Genomic DNA, 14,952 nt, shown 5'->3' on the forward strand with positions numbered 1-14,952 from the left:
GAGGCTGGACGCGCCGCTCCCCGCGCCCCTTCAAGGCACCGCCCACCAGCAACCATGCCACCCAGGCCGGAGCAGATGCCCGCCATGGGACGACACATCGGCAGCCGGGCACGGGAGGCGATGAGGCTGGACGCGCCGCTCCCCGCGCCCCTTCAAGGCACCGCCCACCAGCAACCATGCCACCCAGGCCGGAGCGGACGCCCGCCATGGGACGACACGTGGGCGGCCGGGTGCGGGAGGCTTCGTGGCTGGACGCGCCGCTCCCCGCGCCCCTTCAAGGGGGCTGCCGCCGGCGCGCTGTTTCTCGCGTTTCTTTGGCGGGTGCCGGAGGGCTGGGGTGTTCTGTCGGCGTGCCTGGTGGGGGGAGTGGGCGGCAGTATGGGAGCGGTCTGGTGTGACGCCCGGGAGGTGATGGCGTTGGACGGTAGCAGACGGGGCCCGGGACCGATGGCCTCGACGTGGGAGCACCCGCGGCTCATCACCGCGGGGCTGATGTCCCTGCCCGTCGCGCTGCTGGTGGTGGACCAGCTGGTGAGCCGGTCCATCAGACTGGGTCCCCTGATGGTGGGCGCGCCCGCGCTGGCCGCGGTGTTCTGCACACCGCTCGGCGTGGTCGCCGTCATCGCGATCGCCATCCCCTGCGTGGTGCTGGCGGCGGCCGGAAACCTGGCGCTGGGCACCGCGAACTTCTGGGTGCAGCTCACCGCGCTGGTGCTGATCTGCATGGGCGCCGTGGGCGCCAGCTGGATCCGCGAACGCCGCGAGGACGAGCTGGCCCGCACCCGCGCGGTCGCCGAGGTGACCCAGCGGGTCCTGCTCAAACCCCTGCCGCCCCGCATCGGCGACCTGGCCCTCGCCTCGGTCTATCTGGCGGCCAACGAGGACGCCGCCGTAGGCGGGGACCTGTACGCGGTCGCCGACGTCGGCGGCAGGGTGCGGATCCTGATCGGCGACGCACACGGCAAGGGCCTCGCGGCGGTGGAGACCGCAAGCTATGTGCTGAGCGCGTTCCGCCGCTCCGTGCGCCAGCGCGGACCGCTGCACGCCATGGTCACCGATCTCGAAGAGGACTTCAGGGAGGACCTGCGGGACGCCACGGCGGCGCAGCAGGACCCCATGAGCACATCCCTCGCCCTGGAGGAGTTCGTCACCGCCATGGTGCTGGAGGTGCCGGAGAAGGGCGAAGGACCCACGTTCATGATCAACTTCGGGCATCCGTCGCCCCTGCTCATCGACCGCGGACAGGTCACCGTGCTCGACCCCACGTCCTATGCGCCGCCGCTCGGACTGGGCGATCTCGACCACGCGCATCCGCCCGTGGAGACCGTGGACTTCCCGCCCGGCGCCACCCTGCTGCTGTACACGGACGGCGTCGTGGAGGCCCGCAACCGGGCCGGTGACTTCTACCCCCTCGCGGACCGGCTTCCCGGCTGGGCCGGGCTGGAGCCCGAGGAACTGCTCAGCGCCATCCACAGCGACCTGCGGCGGTATGTGGGCCGCGGCCTGAGCGACGACGTGACCATGGTCGCGCTGCACCGCACCCGTCCGTCGTAGTTCACGGAGGGAGACGAGGAATGTGATCTTCCGTGGTGGCCGAGCAATCTCTCGCCGAGGGCACACCGTAGGTATGGATATGCAGAGATTCCGGTTCTCTGCGGGACGCCTCCCGGACGAAGCTCTGTTGTCCGGGCTGGCCACGGGTGACCCGGAGTTGGCCGTCACCTTCGTACGCAGGTTCCAGCACACGGTCTTCGGTGTCGCCGTCGCCGTCACCGGGGACCCACAGCTCGCCGAGGACGTCGCCCAGCAGACGTTCGAGCGTGCGTGGCGTCATGCCCAGGTGTACGACGCGCGCCGCGGCTCCGTGTCGACCTGGCTGACCACCATCGCCCGCAACCTGGCCATCGACGCCATCCGGACGCGGCGGCCGGAGCCGGTGCCGCCCGAGGACCTGGACGCGGTCCTCGGTGCCGTCAGCGAGACTCCGGAGCAGTACGCGCTGGCCGACGAGGCGTCGACCCGGCTGCGGGCCGCGGTGGCGGAGCTGCCGCGGGAGCAGGGCCGCGCTCTCGTGATGGCGGGCATCTACGGAATGACGGCCCAGCAGATCGCCGACTGGGAGAGGATCCCGCTGGGTACCGCGAAGACACGCATCAGGACGGCGATGGGCAAGCTGCGGACCTCACTCGCAGCCTCGAAGCGAGGCGACGATGGCCAGTGACGTGACCTGCCGGACGCTGCGGGAGATCGGCGCCGAACTGGCTCTGGGCGTACTGCCCGGCCGGGAACGGGCGGAGGCGGTCGCCCATCTGGACCGGTGTCCGGAGTGCCGGAAGTACATCGAGGAACTGACCTCGGTGAGCGACCGGCTGATCGGTCTGCTGCCGGGCAGCGAGCCGCCGGTGGGCTTCGAGGAGCGGGTGGCGCGGAGGCTGACCGCGACGGCGCGGGAGCGGCGTCCGCCCACGCGGGCCGCCGCCACGTTCCCGAGTCGCCGCAGGCGGATCCGGGTGCGGCTCGCCGCGGCGGCGGCCACCCTCGTCCTGGCCGTGGGATTCGGCGGCTGGGCGATCGGCACGGCGATCGAGGACGTCGTGGCCGGCCCCTCCTCCACGGCCGGGACCAACGGGGGCATGCTCTCCGGAGACCTGTCCTCGGCCACGAGCCCCGGGAAGGCGGTCGGCGAGATCTACACCCACCCGGGCAGGCCGGGCTGGATCTATATGGCCGTCGACCTGGCCGACGTGGGTGTTCCGCGCGACGGCAAGGTGACCTGTCTGCTGGTGCACAAGGACGGGAGCACGGTACGCGTGGGCACGTTCGCGCTACGGCACAACGGAACCGGGTTCTGGGGCAGCCCCGCCATGGTCGACACCGCGAAACTCTCCGCCGCCCGACTGACCACCACCGACGGCACAATCCTGGCCACCGCCCACCTCACCACAGGCGACGAGTCCTGACCCGCCCCAAAGGGGCACGGGGAACGGCGCGCTCAGCCACCCAGACAAGACGACACACGGCTGGGCCATCGCCCTGAAGGGGGCGCGGGGAACTGCACGCTCAGCCACGACGCCGCCGCACCCGGCCACCGACACGCTGCCCCACGGCGAACAGCCACCCCGCCGAGTCGCACAGCGCCAACACGGGGAACGGCGCACTCAGCGCCACAACACCACCCGCACTCGCCCCGCCAGAGCGCTGCACGACGGCGCATAGGCGCCCTGCGGCTACCGGCCCGCCGCGAACGGCGAACGGCCACCCCCGCCAAGCCGCCGGCCAGGCGCGTGTTCGGCGTTCAGCCGGTGCAACCGCGCGTATGCGCCACGGCGGGCCAGCAGGTCGTCATGGGTGCCGGACTCGACGACCCGGCCGTGGTCGAGGACCACGATCCGGGTGGCGTCACGGACGGTGAGCAGGTTGTGCGAGATGACGACGGTCGTGCGCCCCGCCATGAGACGCCGCAACGGGCCCATGATCCGCAGCCCGGACTCGACGTCGAGGCCGCTGGTCGGCTCGTCCAGGAGCAGGACGGGCGCGTCCCGGATCATCGCGCGGGCGATCGCCAGGCGCTGCCGCTGACCGCCGGACAGCATCCGGCCACGCTGGCCGACCAGCGTGTCGTAGCCGTCGGGGAGCGACTGGATGAACTCGTGCGCGTCGGCCGCCCCGGCCGCCGCGACGATCTCCGCGTCCGTCGCCCCCGGCCGCCCGTAGGCGATGTTCTCGCGCACCGTGCCGTGCAGGACAAGGGTTTCCTGCAGCACCACCGCGACGTTCTCCCGTACGTCCCGCAGACGCAGCTCGCGCAGATCGGTCCCGTCGAGGCGGATCGCGCCCAGGTCGGGGTCGTAGAAGCGCAGGAGCAGCTTGGCCGCCGTGGACTTGCCGGCCCCGCTGGCCCCGACCAGGGCCAGGATCTCGCCGGGGGCGACGTGGAAGGACACGTCGGACAGCGCCTGGCGCGCGGTGCCGGGGTAGTGGAAGCAGACGCCGTCCAGTTCGATGTCGCCGTGGGCCCGGCCGGTCCGCCGGGCGTCGGCGGCGTCGACGACCTGGGGCCGCTGGTCGAGCAGTTCGAGTATCCGTTCCGCGGCGGCGGAGGCCGTGTAGAAGGTGGCGGCGAGGCCGGACAGGCTGCTGACCGGGCCGTAGAGCTTGCCGATGAGCGCCAGGAACAGCAGCAGCCCGCCCAGCGTGAGCTGTCCCTGGGCGAGTTTCCAGGTGCCGAGGCCGAGCACGGCGAGGATGCCCGACACCTCGATGATCTCGACGAGCGGCGAGTAGACGGCGCCGATCCGCGCGGACGCCATCGCCGCGTGGAAGCGGCCCAGGTTCTCCCTCTCGAAGCGGCGTTCCTCCCAGCCCTGCCGGTTGTACGCCTGGACCAGGGCCACATTGCCGAGCGTCTCCTCGACGACCGCGCTGAGCGAGCCGCTGCGCCGTCTGCGCTCCCGGGACGCCTCGCCGATCAGCCGGGAGAAGTGCCGGGCCGCGCGCCAGAACAGCGGTACGACGACCAGGGCGAGCAGCGTCAGGTCCCAGCGGAGGTAGCAGAGCAGGCCGAGGAAGACGCAGAGCCGCACCACGTGGTAGAGGCCGTCCGCCACCCCTGAGAGCAGCAGCGTCTCTACGGCGTCCACGTCGCCGGTCACCCGGGACAGTACGTCGCCGAGTCGCCGCCGTTCGAAGAACCCGAGCGACAGCCCTTGGACGTGCCGGAACACATCGCGGCGCAGTGACAGCAGGAAGCGTTCGCCGACCCAGGCGGACGTCACGCTGTCGGCGAACCCCAGGATGCCGGAGACGACGATCAGCCCCAGATAGGCGGGGGCGATCCACAGGAACGGGCGCGGATCGCGCGGGACGAGCGCCTCGTCGATCACGGTCTTGAAGAGCCACAGTTCCGCGCCGTCGACCGCCGGGCCGATCAGGCTGAACAGCAGCAGGGGGACCAGCCAGCGCCTGCGGCCCCGGGTGTAGGGCCAAAAGCGCCGGAAGACCTCACGCGGGGACAGGCGCGGTGCGGGCGCGACGACGGCGGGGTCCCGCTCGTCCCCGCTCGCCGGCCCGCCCGGCGACAGCAGTCCCCGCAGTGCATGCCGGAGGACACCCACCATGGCACCGCTCCGTCGCTTTCCTCGCAACCGGACGGCGAAGCGGGCCGGCTTCCCTGGTCACCGACCCGCTCGGCCTTCCCTCACTCTCAGTATTCGAAGCGGTGGTCGTGGTCGTGGTCGCGGTCGTGACGGCGGTCCCTGTCCTCGTCCCGCCGGTCCCTGCCGTGCCGACCATGCTCACCGTGGTCATGTTCGCCGCGACCGTGGTGCCCGTGGCCGCCGTGGTCCCCGCTCCTGCCGGGGAAGAGATGACCGAAGACTGTCATTGCGTTCCTCCAATCGCTTCTCGTAGGAGGTACGCGTCCCGGCTGGAGTTGGATTGCGTCTGCCGGAAACTCCCGGCGGGGAAACCGACGCGCCGGGGGGCGGCCGATGAGGTCCGGTCGGCCGGCGCGCCCTGACACGGTCCCCTGACGGCCGCCGCGTGTCATGGGCGGGTTGCGAAGGCCTCGCTGCGCGGGCGCGACGGGAGGTGAGTGCTGCCTGACGGCCGGTTCACGCGCCCCTGACATCCCGGAGGATGCGGCCCGACGCTGTCGCAGTGGCTGACATCTCCCCCACCACCCCGCCCCGGACCACCGCACCGAGCCTCTTCGAGCAACGGGGAGGCGAACCCGCGATCAGCGCCGTCGTCGACATCTTCTACGACAGGGGGCTCGGCGATCCCCAGCTGCGGCCCCACTTCCCCGGGGTGGACATCGACCGGCTCGAAGGGCGTCAACAGCGCTTCAACTCCCCACCGCCTGGCGGCATCAGAGGTGTTCGCGTGCCGCCCCGTCGGGCCAGAAGACCTCCACGTCGATGCCGCTGCTGCGCGCGTAGGCCACCAAGTGGGCTGTGGCGTCCCGGCCGTTGGACGGCGAGCCGTCCCATATCGCGACCAGACGGCGGCAGGTGCGCAGCAGACTCTCGTCGGCGCCCACGCATGCGCCGCGGTCGACCGGGTCGTACTCCAGCAGCCGCACCTGATCGGAGAGCAGCAGCAACTCCCCGGCGGCCTTGCGGTCGTGCTCCTCCAGCACCGCGGGGACCCCGTTCCTGGCGGGCAGCACGGTCACCAGCGCCAGCCCGGCCTTCCGTGCGGCGCGGCCGAAAACGACCGGCAGCCCCTGGCCCGCACGGACCAGTCCGGCCCTGCCCGCGCGTGCGAAGCCCGCCAGCCGTCGGCCCAGCGCCTCCTCAATCATCGTCAGCGTAGGCGCGGTGAGATCGGGGTGTCCCACAACAGCGATCACTTGAGGCTTCCTCTCTCTCCGGGCCGAGCCGACCACCCGTCACCATCTTCCGTGCGGCCTTGCCGCTCCGCTGCCGGCGACGGCAGTCGATCCTCTCGGAAAGGGGCGGGGCGGGCCAGGGCCTCGGGGGGCGGATCGGGGGCCGTTCGGCCCTTGCCCCGCAACGGCCCCGCGGCACCTTTCAGGTCGCCTGCGGGATTACGCGGCGAGACGGAACAGGGCCTGTCACGGCTCTAGTTCCGAGCCCCCGGCAAATCCGGGTCCTGTCACGGCTCTCGAATCCAGGCCCACCCGGGAAATACCGGGCCTGTCGCGGCAAAGTCCCGAATACACCGGCGTGATCGAGATGCGGTCCGCGGACAGCGGTGCCAAGAATCGAACTGAGAGGCCGTGACGCCGACAAAGAAAGGCTGCCGACCATGCGAAACAGGATCATACGCGCTCTGGCCGCCACTGCCGCCGCGGGCATGCTCGCCGGCGGAGCAGCGGTGGCCTCTACGGGTACCGCCTTCGCAGCTCCGGCGACCACCACGGTGGCGGACAGCCACAACGCGCCCACACCGCACCCCACGAAGACTCCGAAGCACAAGAAGTGCCCGAAGGGTGAGCGTTACACCAAGGTCCACGGCAAGTGGGCCTGTCACAAGAAGTAGCCACCAAGCCGGGCGCCGGGGAGTTTCGGCCCCCACCCTCCGCACAGAGCGGCACGGTGGGGTCCGAGGGAGCCTCCCCGGCGCCCGCGACCTGCCCGCGCTCCTCCAGGCGACGCGCGGTCGCGGTACCGTTCCCTACGGCCCGATCCGCTGCCCCGCCGCGACAGAAGTGCAAGACCGCTGCCGGCGCGCGGTCACCGCACGCCCGACGAGTACGACGACGACAGCCACCGCCGCAAGGCGGGTGACGTTCCATGTCGCGCCGACGAGTGCCCCTCGCACCGGGAGTTCGGTCTGGAGCCGCGTCGATGTCTCCACGACGGCCGCCAGCGGAATCAGCACCTGAAAGGGAAGACCGCGCATTCCCTGATGCCGGGCCAGATTCCCGGCCACCCCCAAAACGGGCCCGAAAAAGACTGCCGCAATGCACCAGGCCGCCGTGGCCGTCAGGAATCCGGACCACTGCACCCGATTTCCTTGCGTAAGGTTTTCCAGGTTCACTGGGAGCAGGAAATCACCCTGCCCGAGTTCGGTCGTGTAATAGGCGATTACCGCGGCGATGAGGGATGCGGGAGCCAGGACGGCGGCCCTGAGCATGCCTGGGCAGCGGAGGCCGATACAGAAGGCCAGTGCCGACCAGGACCAGCCCGCGTTCAGCACGAGATGGAGCGCGTGCAGGGCCGGGGCGTCGGCCGGTTCGAGGAGTGGAGCGAGAACTCCGAATACCGCACCGGCCGTCAGCGCGGCAGCGCATGCCCGGGGCAGAGAGCGTAACGGGAGCACGGCGTTCACCGGCGCCCTGTTCACCGTCGTCCCTCGCTGACGGAGGGCAGGTGGATCAGGCCCGCGTCCGTCGGCCGGAAGCCACAGGCGTCGAAGTAGAAGCCGCGCAGATGGGGGTCGAAGTCCACATGCAGCCACTCGCAGCCCGCCGCCCGCGCCTGGACCACCGCTCGACGCACAAGTGCCGTTCCGATGCCGCGACGTTGGTGGGTGCCCCGGGTCTTCGTGTCGATCAGGAAGGCGTGGTCCGCGCCGTCCCACGCCACGTTGACGAATCCGACGAGGACGCCCTCGCCGTCACGGGCCCCCACCCAGCCGAGGCTGTGCTCCATGACCTTGCTCCACCAGCCGGGTACGGCGGCGCCGCCATGGGACCGGACGAGGTCGATCATCTCCTCGTCGGTGATGGGGTCGCGCCACGTGTAAGAGATCGCTCCGCTCATCCCGCCAGCCTCACCGACCGGCCCCCGCCACGGCAACACACTTCCGACGGCGGGGGCCGCTCCGCCCACCCGGGACATGAACGCTGCTACGCCGCCCCCCGATCGCACATGTTGTCCTCGGCGTAGTCGCGTGCCCGGGCGGAGTCCGGTGGGATCAGGCGATGGCGCGGGCCGCCCGGCCGCCGCCCGGCTGTCCGGCTGTCGGCCGCCCGGCTGTTCGCCGTTCGCCGTTCGCCGTTCGCCGTTCGCCGTTCGCCGTTCGCCGTGGAACGACTGTGCGCGACCGGGCTGGAAGCCGGTGGGCGCGAGCGGGAGCAGCCGGGGCACGGCGGCCGAGGTGACCGCGGTCGCCGCACCCCTACGGTCCGAGGCGGGCGCCGCCGCCGGGTCGTCGTCCCCCTGGGATCCCGCCGTCAGCAGCTCGTGGTGCAGCCGCTGGACGGCGGCGCCGGGGGTGAGCCCCAACTCCTCGTCCAGGCTTCGCCGCAGCATCTGGTAGTGCTCCAGCGCCTGTACGGTGCGCCCCTGCCGGTGCAGCGCCAGCATCAGCTGCCCGGCGAGCCGTTCGTCGAAGGGCTGCGCGGCCACCGCCGGGAGCAGCCGCGGCAGCAGTTCCGCTTCCCTGCCCTGCCGCAGCACGAGGGCTTGTTGTGGTGGCGGTGGGTTCTCGTCAGCGGATCTGGGCGGCGAAGGCGTCGTACGCGGACTGGTCGAAGAGGACGAACCGCACCTCTTCGACGTCGGTCGGTGTGTTTCGCACCGTTTCCAGTGCGATGCGGGCCGCGGCCCGCAGCGGCCAGCGGTAGGCGCCGGTGGAGATCGCTGGGAAGGCGACGGTTCGGGCACCCAGTTCGTCGGCCACACGAAGCGACTCTCGGTGGCAGGACGCCAGCAGGTCCGAGCGGTCCTCGGTCGAGGAGAAGACCGGGCCCACCGTGTGGATGACCCAGTGGGCGTCCAGGTCGCCGGCCGTCGTGGCGACCGCGCGGCCGGTGGGCAGGCCCTTGCCGTACCGGGAGGCGCGGAGCTTGCGGCACTCCTCCAGGATGGCGGGGCCGCCGCGCCGGTGGATCGCGCCGTCGACGCCTCCGCCGCCCAGGAGTGAGGAATTGGCCGCGTTGACGATCGCGTCGGCGGTCTGCCGGGTGATGTCACCCCGCACAAGCGTGAGGGTGGTCATGACTGTCTCAGCCTGCGCCACACGGCCTTCGCCGCGTTGTGCCCCGACATGCCGTGCACGCCGGGGCCCGGCGGGGTGGCCGCCGAGCAGATGAAGACCGCGGGGTGCGGGGTGTGGTACGGGAAGAGGGACGGTTTCGGCCGCAGCAGGAGTTGCAGTCCGGAGACCGAGCCGCAGGCGATGTCGCCGCCGATGTAGTTGGCGTTGCGTACGGCCAGTTCGGGCGGCCCGGCGGTGGCGCGGGCGAGGACGCGGTCGCGGAAGCCGGGGGCGAACCGCTCCAGCTGGCGTTCGATGGCATCGGTGAGATCGCCGGTCCAGCCGTTGGGCACATGGCCGTACGCCCAGAAGACATGCCGGCCGGCCGGGGCCCGGGTCGGGTCGGCGACGCTGGGCTGCACGGTGATCAGGAAGGGCTTGTCGGGGGCCCGGCCCTCACGGGACGCCGCACGCAGGGCGGTGCCGATCTCCGCGGTGCTCGCGCCGATCTGCACGGTCCCGGCGGAGCGCGCCTCGGGCGCGGTCCAGGGCACCGGCCCGTCGAGGGCGTAGTCGATCTTGAAGACGCCCGGGCCGTAGCGGTAGCGCGCGTAGTGGTTGCCGAAGCCGGCGATGCGGGCCAGGGCGGTGGGCGAGGTGTCGAAGACGTACGCCCGTGCGGGTGGCAGGTCGTCCAGCCGTTTGATCTCGTAGTCGGTGTGGACGCTGCCGCCGAGATCCTTCAGATAGGCGGCGAGGGCGTCGGAGATCGACTGGGATCCGCCGCGGGCCACGGGCCAGCCACGGGCGTGCGCGGCGAGGGCGAAGATCAGGCCGATGGCACCGGTGGCGAAGCCGTTGAGCGGCGCCATGACATGGGCGACGAGCCCGGCGAAGAGGGTGCGGGCGCGCTCGTCGCTGAAGCGGCGCATCAGCCGGCTGGACGGCGGCAGGCCGACGAGTCCGAAACGGGCCAGGGTGACCGGGTCACGCGGGAGCGCGGTCAGCGGCAGGGACATGAAGTCGCGGGCCAGCGTGTCCCACTTGGGCAGGAACGGCGCGACGAGCCTGCGGTACGCGCCCGCGTCGCGCGGACCGAAGGAGGCGGCCGTCTCCGCGACGGACCGGGCCAGCACGGCGGCGGTGCCGTCCGGGAACGGGTGGGCCATGGGCAGGGCGGGGTGCAGCCACTCCAGGCCGTACCGCTCCAGGGGCAGGGCGCGGAAGGCGGGTGAGTTGATCCCGAGGGGGTGCGCCGCCGAACAGGGGTCGTGGCGGAAGCCGGGCAGGGTGAGTTCTTCGGTGCGGGCTCCGCCGCCCACCGTGTCACGGGCCTCGAACAGCGCCACGGAGAAGCCGCGGCGGGCCAGCTCCACGGCAGCCGTCAGCCCGTTCGGCCCCGCTCCCACCACGACCGCATCGAGCATCGACGGCACCTTCGGACCCCTTCGTCAGCCGATGGCCACTCAGGGTCAGCATATGCCGGGGCGGTGACAACCCCGGCGGCGCGGGGAGGAAACGGGCGCGGCCATGGCCAGCCGGGGCCCCGCGACCTCCGGTCGGCTCAGCCGCCGTCGCACAGCAGCTCGCGTACGCGGTCGGCCGTGGCCGCGTCCCGTGCCGTGGTGAACGGCAGGGCGTTGCCGCCCGTGATGCGAAACGGCTCGCCGGTGAGCGTGCGATGGGCGCCGCCCGCCTCCTCGACCAGGAGCAGGCCCGCCGCGTGATCCCAGGCCGCTTCCCAGGAGAACGCGGTGGCGTCCAACTCGCCCCGGGCGACGGCGAGATACTCCAGGCCCGCGGAACCGCAGGCGCGCGGCGCGACACCGTCGGCCCACAGTCCGAGCAGTGCGCGCTTTTGCTCGTCGGTCGTGTAGTCCGGGTGGGAGGTGGCTATCCGCAGCTTCCGGCCGGCCGCCGGCGATCCCGCGCGGAGCCGCTCGCCGTCGAGGAACGCGCCCCGGCCCCGTACCGCGGTGGCGAGTCGGTCGGGGACCGGCGCGTACGTCCAGGAGGCGAGCAGGACGCCCCGGTGGGCGAGCGCGACGAGCGTGCAGAAGCCGGGGTCGCCGTGCACGAACTGGCGGGTGCCGTCGACCGGGTCGACGATCCACACCGGCGCGTCGCCGCGTATCGCCTCGTATGTCGTCGGGTCGGCGTGGACCGCCTCCTCGCCGACGACGACGGAGCCGGGCAGGAGAGCGGCGAGCACCCCGGTGAGGTGGCGCTCCGCGAGGCGGTCGGCGTCCGTCACCAGGTCGTGCGGACCGCTCTTCTGGTCGATCTCGTGGTCGGCGAGCCGGCGGAAGCGGGGCAGGATCTCGGTCGCCGCGGCCGTACGGATCGCGTCCTCCACATCGGCCGCGTGCCGGGCGAGGAAGTCCCCTGTCAGGGCCGCGCCGAGGTCTTCGTCCAGGGGACACCCCCAGGTCTTCGTGTCTTCGATCATGCCTCCATGAGAGCATGCGGCACTGACAATCCCCGCCGGTTCGGTGTATCGCGGGTGGAATCGAGACGAACAGACGGTTCCGCCTCCACCGGTCAGAGGCCGGCAGAGGCCAGAGGCCAGAGGCCGGCAGAGGCCAGAGGTCAGCAGTCCGGCGGTCAGCAGTCCGGTGGTCAGCAGTCCGGTGGTCAGCAGTCCGGCGGTCAGCAGTCCGGTGGTCAGCGGCCCACCGCGTAGCCCTGCATCCCGCGCGGGTTGGCCGCCGCCGAGAGCACGCCGGTCGCGGGGTCCCGGGCCACCGCGCACAGGCGTCCCTCGGACCAGCCGTGGCCGACGGTGACGTCATGGCCGCGCCGCCGCAGTTCCGCGACGACCGCGGGGTCGGTGCGGGACTCCACGGTGACACTGCCCGGGCGTCGGCCGCGCGGGTGGAAGGAGCTGGGGAAGCTGTCGTTGTGCCAGTTCGGGGCGTCGATCGCGCCTTGGAGGTCGAGGCCGCCGCGGACCGGGCCGCGCAGCGCGACGGCGAGGAAGAAGTGCAGCTGCCACTGGTCCTGATGGTCCCCGCCGGGGGTGCCGAAGGCCATCACGGGCGTCCCGTCGCGCAACGCGATGGACGGGGTGAGGGTGGTGCGCGGGCGACGGCCCGGGGTCAGGGAGTTGGGCAGGCCCTCCTCGAGCCAGGTCATCTGGAGCCGGGTGCCGAGCGGGAAGCCGAGTTCGGGCACGACCGGGTTGGACTGGAGCCAGCCGCCACTGGGCGTCGCCGCGATCATGTTGCCCCAGCGGTCGACGACGTCGAGGTGACAGGTGTCCCCGCGGGTGGCGCCGTCGGCGGCCGCCTCGGGCCCGCCCGGCGGGTGCGCGACGGTCGGCTCGCCGGCGCCCATCGGGTCGAACCCGGTCTCGTCGCCGGCGATCGCGTGCGCGTGCACGCTCAGCCGTGGGGTGCGCCCACCGGGGCTGCCGGGCCGCAGTTCGTGGGAGGCGCGGTCGCCGACGAGCGCCCGCCGGCCGGCGCTGTACGCGTCGGACAGCAGCTCGGCGAGCGGTACGTCGGCGGCGTCGCCATACCAGGCCTCGCGGTCGGCCATGGCGAGCTTGCAGCCCTCGATCAGCACGTGGAGGTAGTCGGCGGAGCCGTACGGGGGCAGTTCGGGCGGGAGCAGGGCGAGCTGCTGGAGCAGGGCGGGGCCCTGGCTCCAGGGGCCCGCCTTGCACAGCGTCCAGCCGTGCCAGTCGTAGGTCGCGGGGGCCTCGTAGGTCGCGGACCAGCCGGCGAGGTCGGCGGCGCCGAGCGTGCCGCTGTGCCGTTCGCCGCTGGTGTCCAGGGTGGGCCGCCGGGCCTGCCGTACCAGCGCCTCGGCGATGAAGCCCGTCCGCCACACCTCTCGGGCGGCGTCGATCCGTGCCTCTCTGTCACCGGCGCCCTCGGTCTCGGCGAGCAGCCGCTTCCAGGTGGCGGCGAGCGCGGGGTTGCGCAGCAGCCGGCCGGGCCGGGGCGAGCGGCCGCCGGGCAGGTACACCCGCGCCGACGAGGTCCACTCGGTCTCGAACAGTTCGCGGACGCTCTGCACGGTCCGGCCGAGGTTCTCCACGGGCGGATGACCGTGTTCGGCGTAGCCGATCGCGTAGCGCAGGATGTCGGCGAGGGACTTGGTGCCGTGGTCGCGCAGGAGCAGCAGCCAGGCGTCGAAGGCGCCGGGCACGGCGGCGGCGAGCGGTCCCGTGCCGGGTACGAGATCCAGGCCGAGTCCGCGGTAGTGCGCGACCGTGGCTCCCGCCGGGGCCACGCCCTGACCGCACAGCACCCGCACCTCGCCGCCCGCGGGAGCGAGCAGGATCGGCACCTCGCCGGCCGGTCCGTTGAGGTGCGGCTCGACGACATGCAGGACGAACGCGCCGGCCACGGCCGCGTCGAAGGCGTTGCCGCCGTCCTCCAGCACGGCCATCGCGGACTGCGAGGCCAGCCAGTGCGTGGAGGACACCATGCCGAAGGTGCCCTGGAGGGTGGGCCGGGTGGTGAACACGGGGACTCCTCACTGACGGCGACCGATCGTGCGATCGTAAGCAGGGGAGGGATCCCTCCGTCCAGAGCGCGCGCGGTGGCGCGGGACCGGCGCGCGTCAGGCGTGTCAGCCGCGTCGGCGGCGAGGGACACGGTCGGGGACCCGGCCCGACTCGTGGGCGAAGACGGCCAGTCGGACGCGGTGCCGGGCGCCGGGCTCACGCCCGTGATGCGTACGGTTCGTCCACACCTCCCCACGGTCTCCACCGTCACCGCACGGGTACCGAGCGGGTTGGCACTTCCGCCGCACAGCCAGTCGTGTGACACTGGCGTCCCACAGTGTGGACTCCCCCTCCGCACTTCCCTCCCCCACGAGAAGTACGCCGTGCGTCATCTTCCTCTGCCGCTCGCTCTCACCGCGCGTCTGTCACCGGTCGTCGTGCTCGCCGTGGCCGGCTGGGCGCTGACGTCCGGTCCGTTCGCGGCGTCATCGGCCACGCAACAGCAGCCGGAGCAGAAGACGGCCGACCGGTCGTCGCCCTCGGCGCCGTCCTCGACGTCCGCGGCGAAGACGTACGCCGCCGCGCCCGCACCCTGCGGCAGCGTGCCCAAGGCGACCGTCACCGACCTGGTGCCGGGTGCCAAGACGGCCGGCAAGGAGATCCCGTCGACGGACCCGAAGCTGCGCCGCACCTGCTCCTGGAACGCGCTGAAGGGGTACGACTACCGCTGGCTCGACGTCTCCTACGAGGTCGCCGAGTCGGACAAGGCGGCACAGAAGGAATACGAGAAGCGGGTTTCGGAGAAGACCGGCGGTGGTGCCGTTCCGGGTGTCGGCGACTCGGGTTATTCGGTGGTGAACCTCACCACCGAGGACAAGCAGGAGACCCGCGAGGGCATGGTCGTGGTGCGCGCCGCCAACGCCCTGGTGATCGTCACCTACAACGGCAGCGACTTCGAGACGAAGAAGGCGCCCGCCACCAACGAGATCAACAAGGGGGCCATCAAGGCGGCGAAGGCGGCCGTGTCGGCGCTGGAGGACGGCACCGGGAAGAGCTGAAGGCCCAGCACAGGCAAGCGAGTTGCGCGACCGGGCCCGCGCCGGACC

The 14,952-nt window shown here is 72.3% G+C and carries 13 protein-coding genes and 1 pseudogene; 5 read left to right on the plus strand and 9 right to left on the minus strand.

From position 1 onward, the window contains the following. Positions 1-447: 447 nt before the first annotated feature. The 3 genes from ABT245_RS15660 (at position 448) to ABT245_RS15670 (ending at position 2,960) form a co-directional block, all read left to right on the plus strand. A complete protein-coding gene (locus ABT245_RS15660) occupies positions 448-1,554 on the plus strand; it encodes a PP2C family protein-serine/threonine phosphatase (RefSeq protein WP_351733736.1) in 1,107 nt (368 codons plus the stop codon). A 79-nt stretch (positions 1,555-1,633) separates the two neighbouring features. After that, positions 1,634-2,221: an RNA polymerase sigma factor gene (locus ABT245_RS15665; RefSeq protein WP_351733947.1), complete on the plus strand. Its 588-nt coding sequence runs from the start codon at positions 1,634-1,636 to the stop codon at positions 2,219-2,221. Beyond that, positions 2,211-2,960 (plus strand): hypothetical protein, encoded by a 750-nt coding sequence (locus tag ABT245_RS15670; RefSeq protein ID WP_351733738.1) that lies wholly within the window; start codon positions 2,211-2,213, stop codon positions 2,958-2,960. Before ABT245_RS15665 ends, ABT245_RS15670 begins: the two co-directional genes overlap by 11 nt. A gap of 267 nt (positions 2,961-3,227) precedes the next feature. On the opposite strand, the gene ABT245_RS15675 is transcribed toward ABT245_RS15670, so the two are convergent. Together ABT245_RS15675 and ABT245_RS15680 are read right to left on the minus strand one after the other, a co-directional pair. Continuing rightward, entirely contained in the window at positions 3,228-5,117 is a 1,890-nt protein-coding gene (locus ABT245_RS15675) for an ABC transporter ATP-binding protein (RefSeq protein WP_351733740.1), read from the minus strand. A 752-nt stretch (positions 5,118-5,869) separates the two neighbouring features. Then, positions 5,870-6,352: a hypothetical protein gene (locus ABT245_RS15680; RefSeq protein ID WP_351733742.1), complete on the minus strand. Its 483-nt coding sequence runs from the start codon at positions 6,350-6,352 to the stop codon at positions 5,870-5,872. Between the two features lie 419 nt (positions 6,353-6,771). Here ABT245_RS15680 and ABT245_RS15685 point away from each other — a divergent pair, with 419 nt between their 5' ends. Continuing rightward, the gene (locus ABT245_RS15685) at positions 6,772-7,005 is read left to right on the plus strand and encodes a hypothetical protein (RefSeq protein ID WP_351733744.1); all 234 of its coding nucleotides are present in this window, start codon (positions 6,772-6,774) and stop codon (positions 7,003-7,005) included. A gap of 135 nt (positions 7,006-7,140) precedes the next feature. Here the strand turns inward: ABT245_RS15685 and ABT245_RS15690 are convergent, their stop codons facing one another. The 7 genes and pseudogenes from ABT245_RS15690 to ABT245_RS15715 form a co-directional block, all read right to left on the minus strand. Next, positions 7,141-7,602 (minus strand): hypothetical protein, encoded by a 462-nt coding sequence (locus ABT245_RS15690; protein ID WP_351733746.1) that lies wholly within the window; start codon positions 7,600-7,602, stop codon positions 7,141-7,143. 206 nt (positions 7,603-7,808) lie between these two features. Continuing rightward, entirely contained in the window at positions 7,809-8,231 is a 423-nt protein-coding gene (locus ABT245_RS46080) for a GNAT family N-acetyltransferase (protein WP_502982132.1), read from the minus strand. A 426-nt stretch (positions 8,232-8,657) separates the two neighbouring features. Continuing rightward, positions 8,658-8,870: pseudogene (locus tag ABT245_RS46085) on the minus strand (BTAD domain-containing putative transcriptional regulator); the annotation flags it as partial. 31 nt (positions 8,871-8,901) lie between these two features. Continuing rightward, a complete protein-coding gene (locus ABT245_RS15700; protein WP_351733750.1) occupies positions 8,902-9,411 on the minus strand; it encodes an O-acetyl-ADP-ribose deacetylase in 510 nt (169 codons plus the stop codon). Next, on the minus strand, positions 9,408-10,817 hold the full coding sequence (locus tag ABT245_RS15705; RefSeq protein WP_351733752.1) for a phytoene desaturase family protein: 1,410 nt from the start codon (positions 10,815-10,817) through the stop codon (positions 9,408-9,410). Before ABT245_RS15705 ends, ABT245_RS15700 begins: the two co-directional genes overlap by 4 nt. 137 nt (positions 10,818-10,954) lie before the next feature. Beyond that, the gene (locus ABT245_RS15710; RefSeq protein WP_351733754.1) at positions 10,955-11,839 is read right to left on the minus strand and encodes an inositol monophosphatase family protein; all 885 of its coding nucleotides are present in this window, start codon (positions 11,837-11,839) and stop codon (positions 10,955-10,957) included. A gap of 215 nt (positions 11,840-12,054) precedes the next feature. Then, positions 12,055-13,866, minus strand: a complete 1,812-nt coding sequence (locus ABT245_RS15715) for a gamma-glutamyltransferase family protein (RefSeq protein ID WP_351733756.1) — start codon at positions 13,864-13,866, stop codon at positions 12,055-12,057. Positions 13,867-14,229: 363 nt separating this feature from the next. On the opposite strand from ABT245_RS15715, the gene ABT245_RS15720 reads away from it, so the two are divergent. Continuing rightward, a complete protein-coding gene (locus tag ABT245_RS15720) occupies positions 14,230-14,904 on the plus strand; it encodes a hypothetical protein (protein WP_351733758.1) in 675 nt (224 codons plus the stop codon). Positions 14,905-14,952 lie beyond the last annotated feature (48 nt).

This window comes from Streptomyces sp. NPDC001508, from assembly GCF_040298665.1.
Taxonomy (GTDB): Bacteria; Actinomycetota; Actinomycetes; order Streptomycetales; family Streptomycetaceae; genus Streptomyces.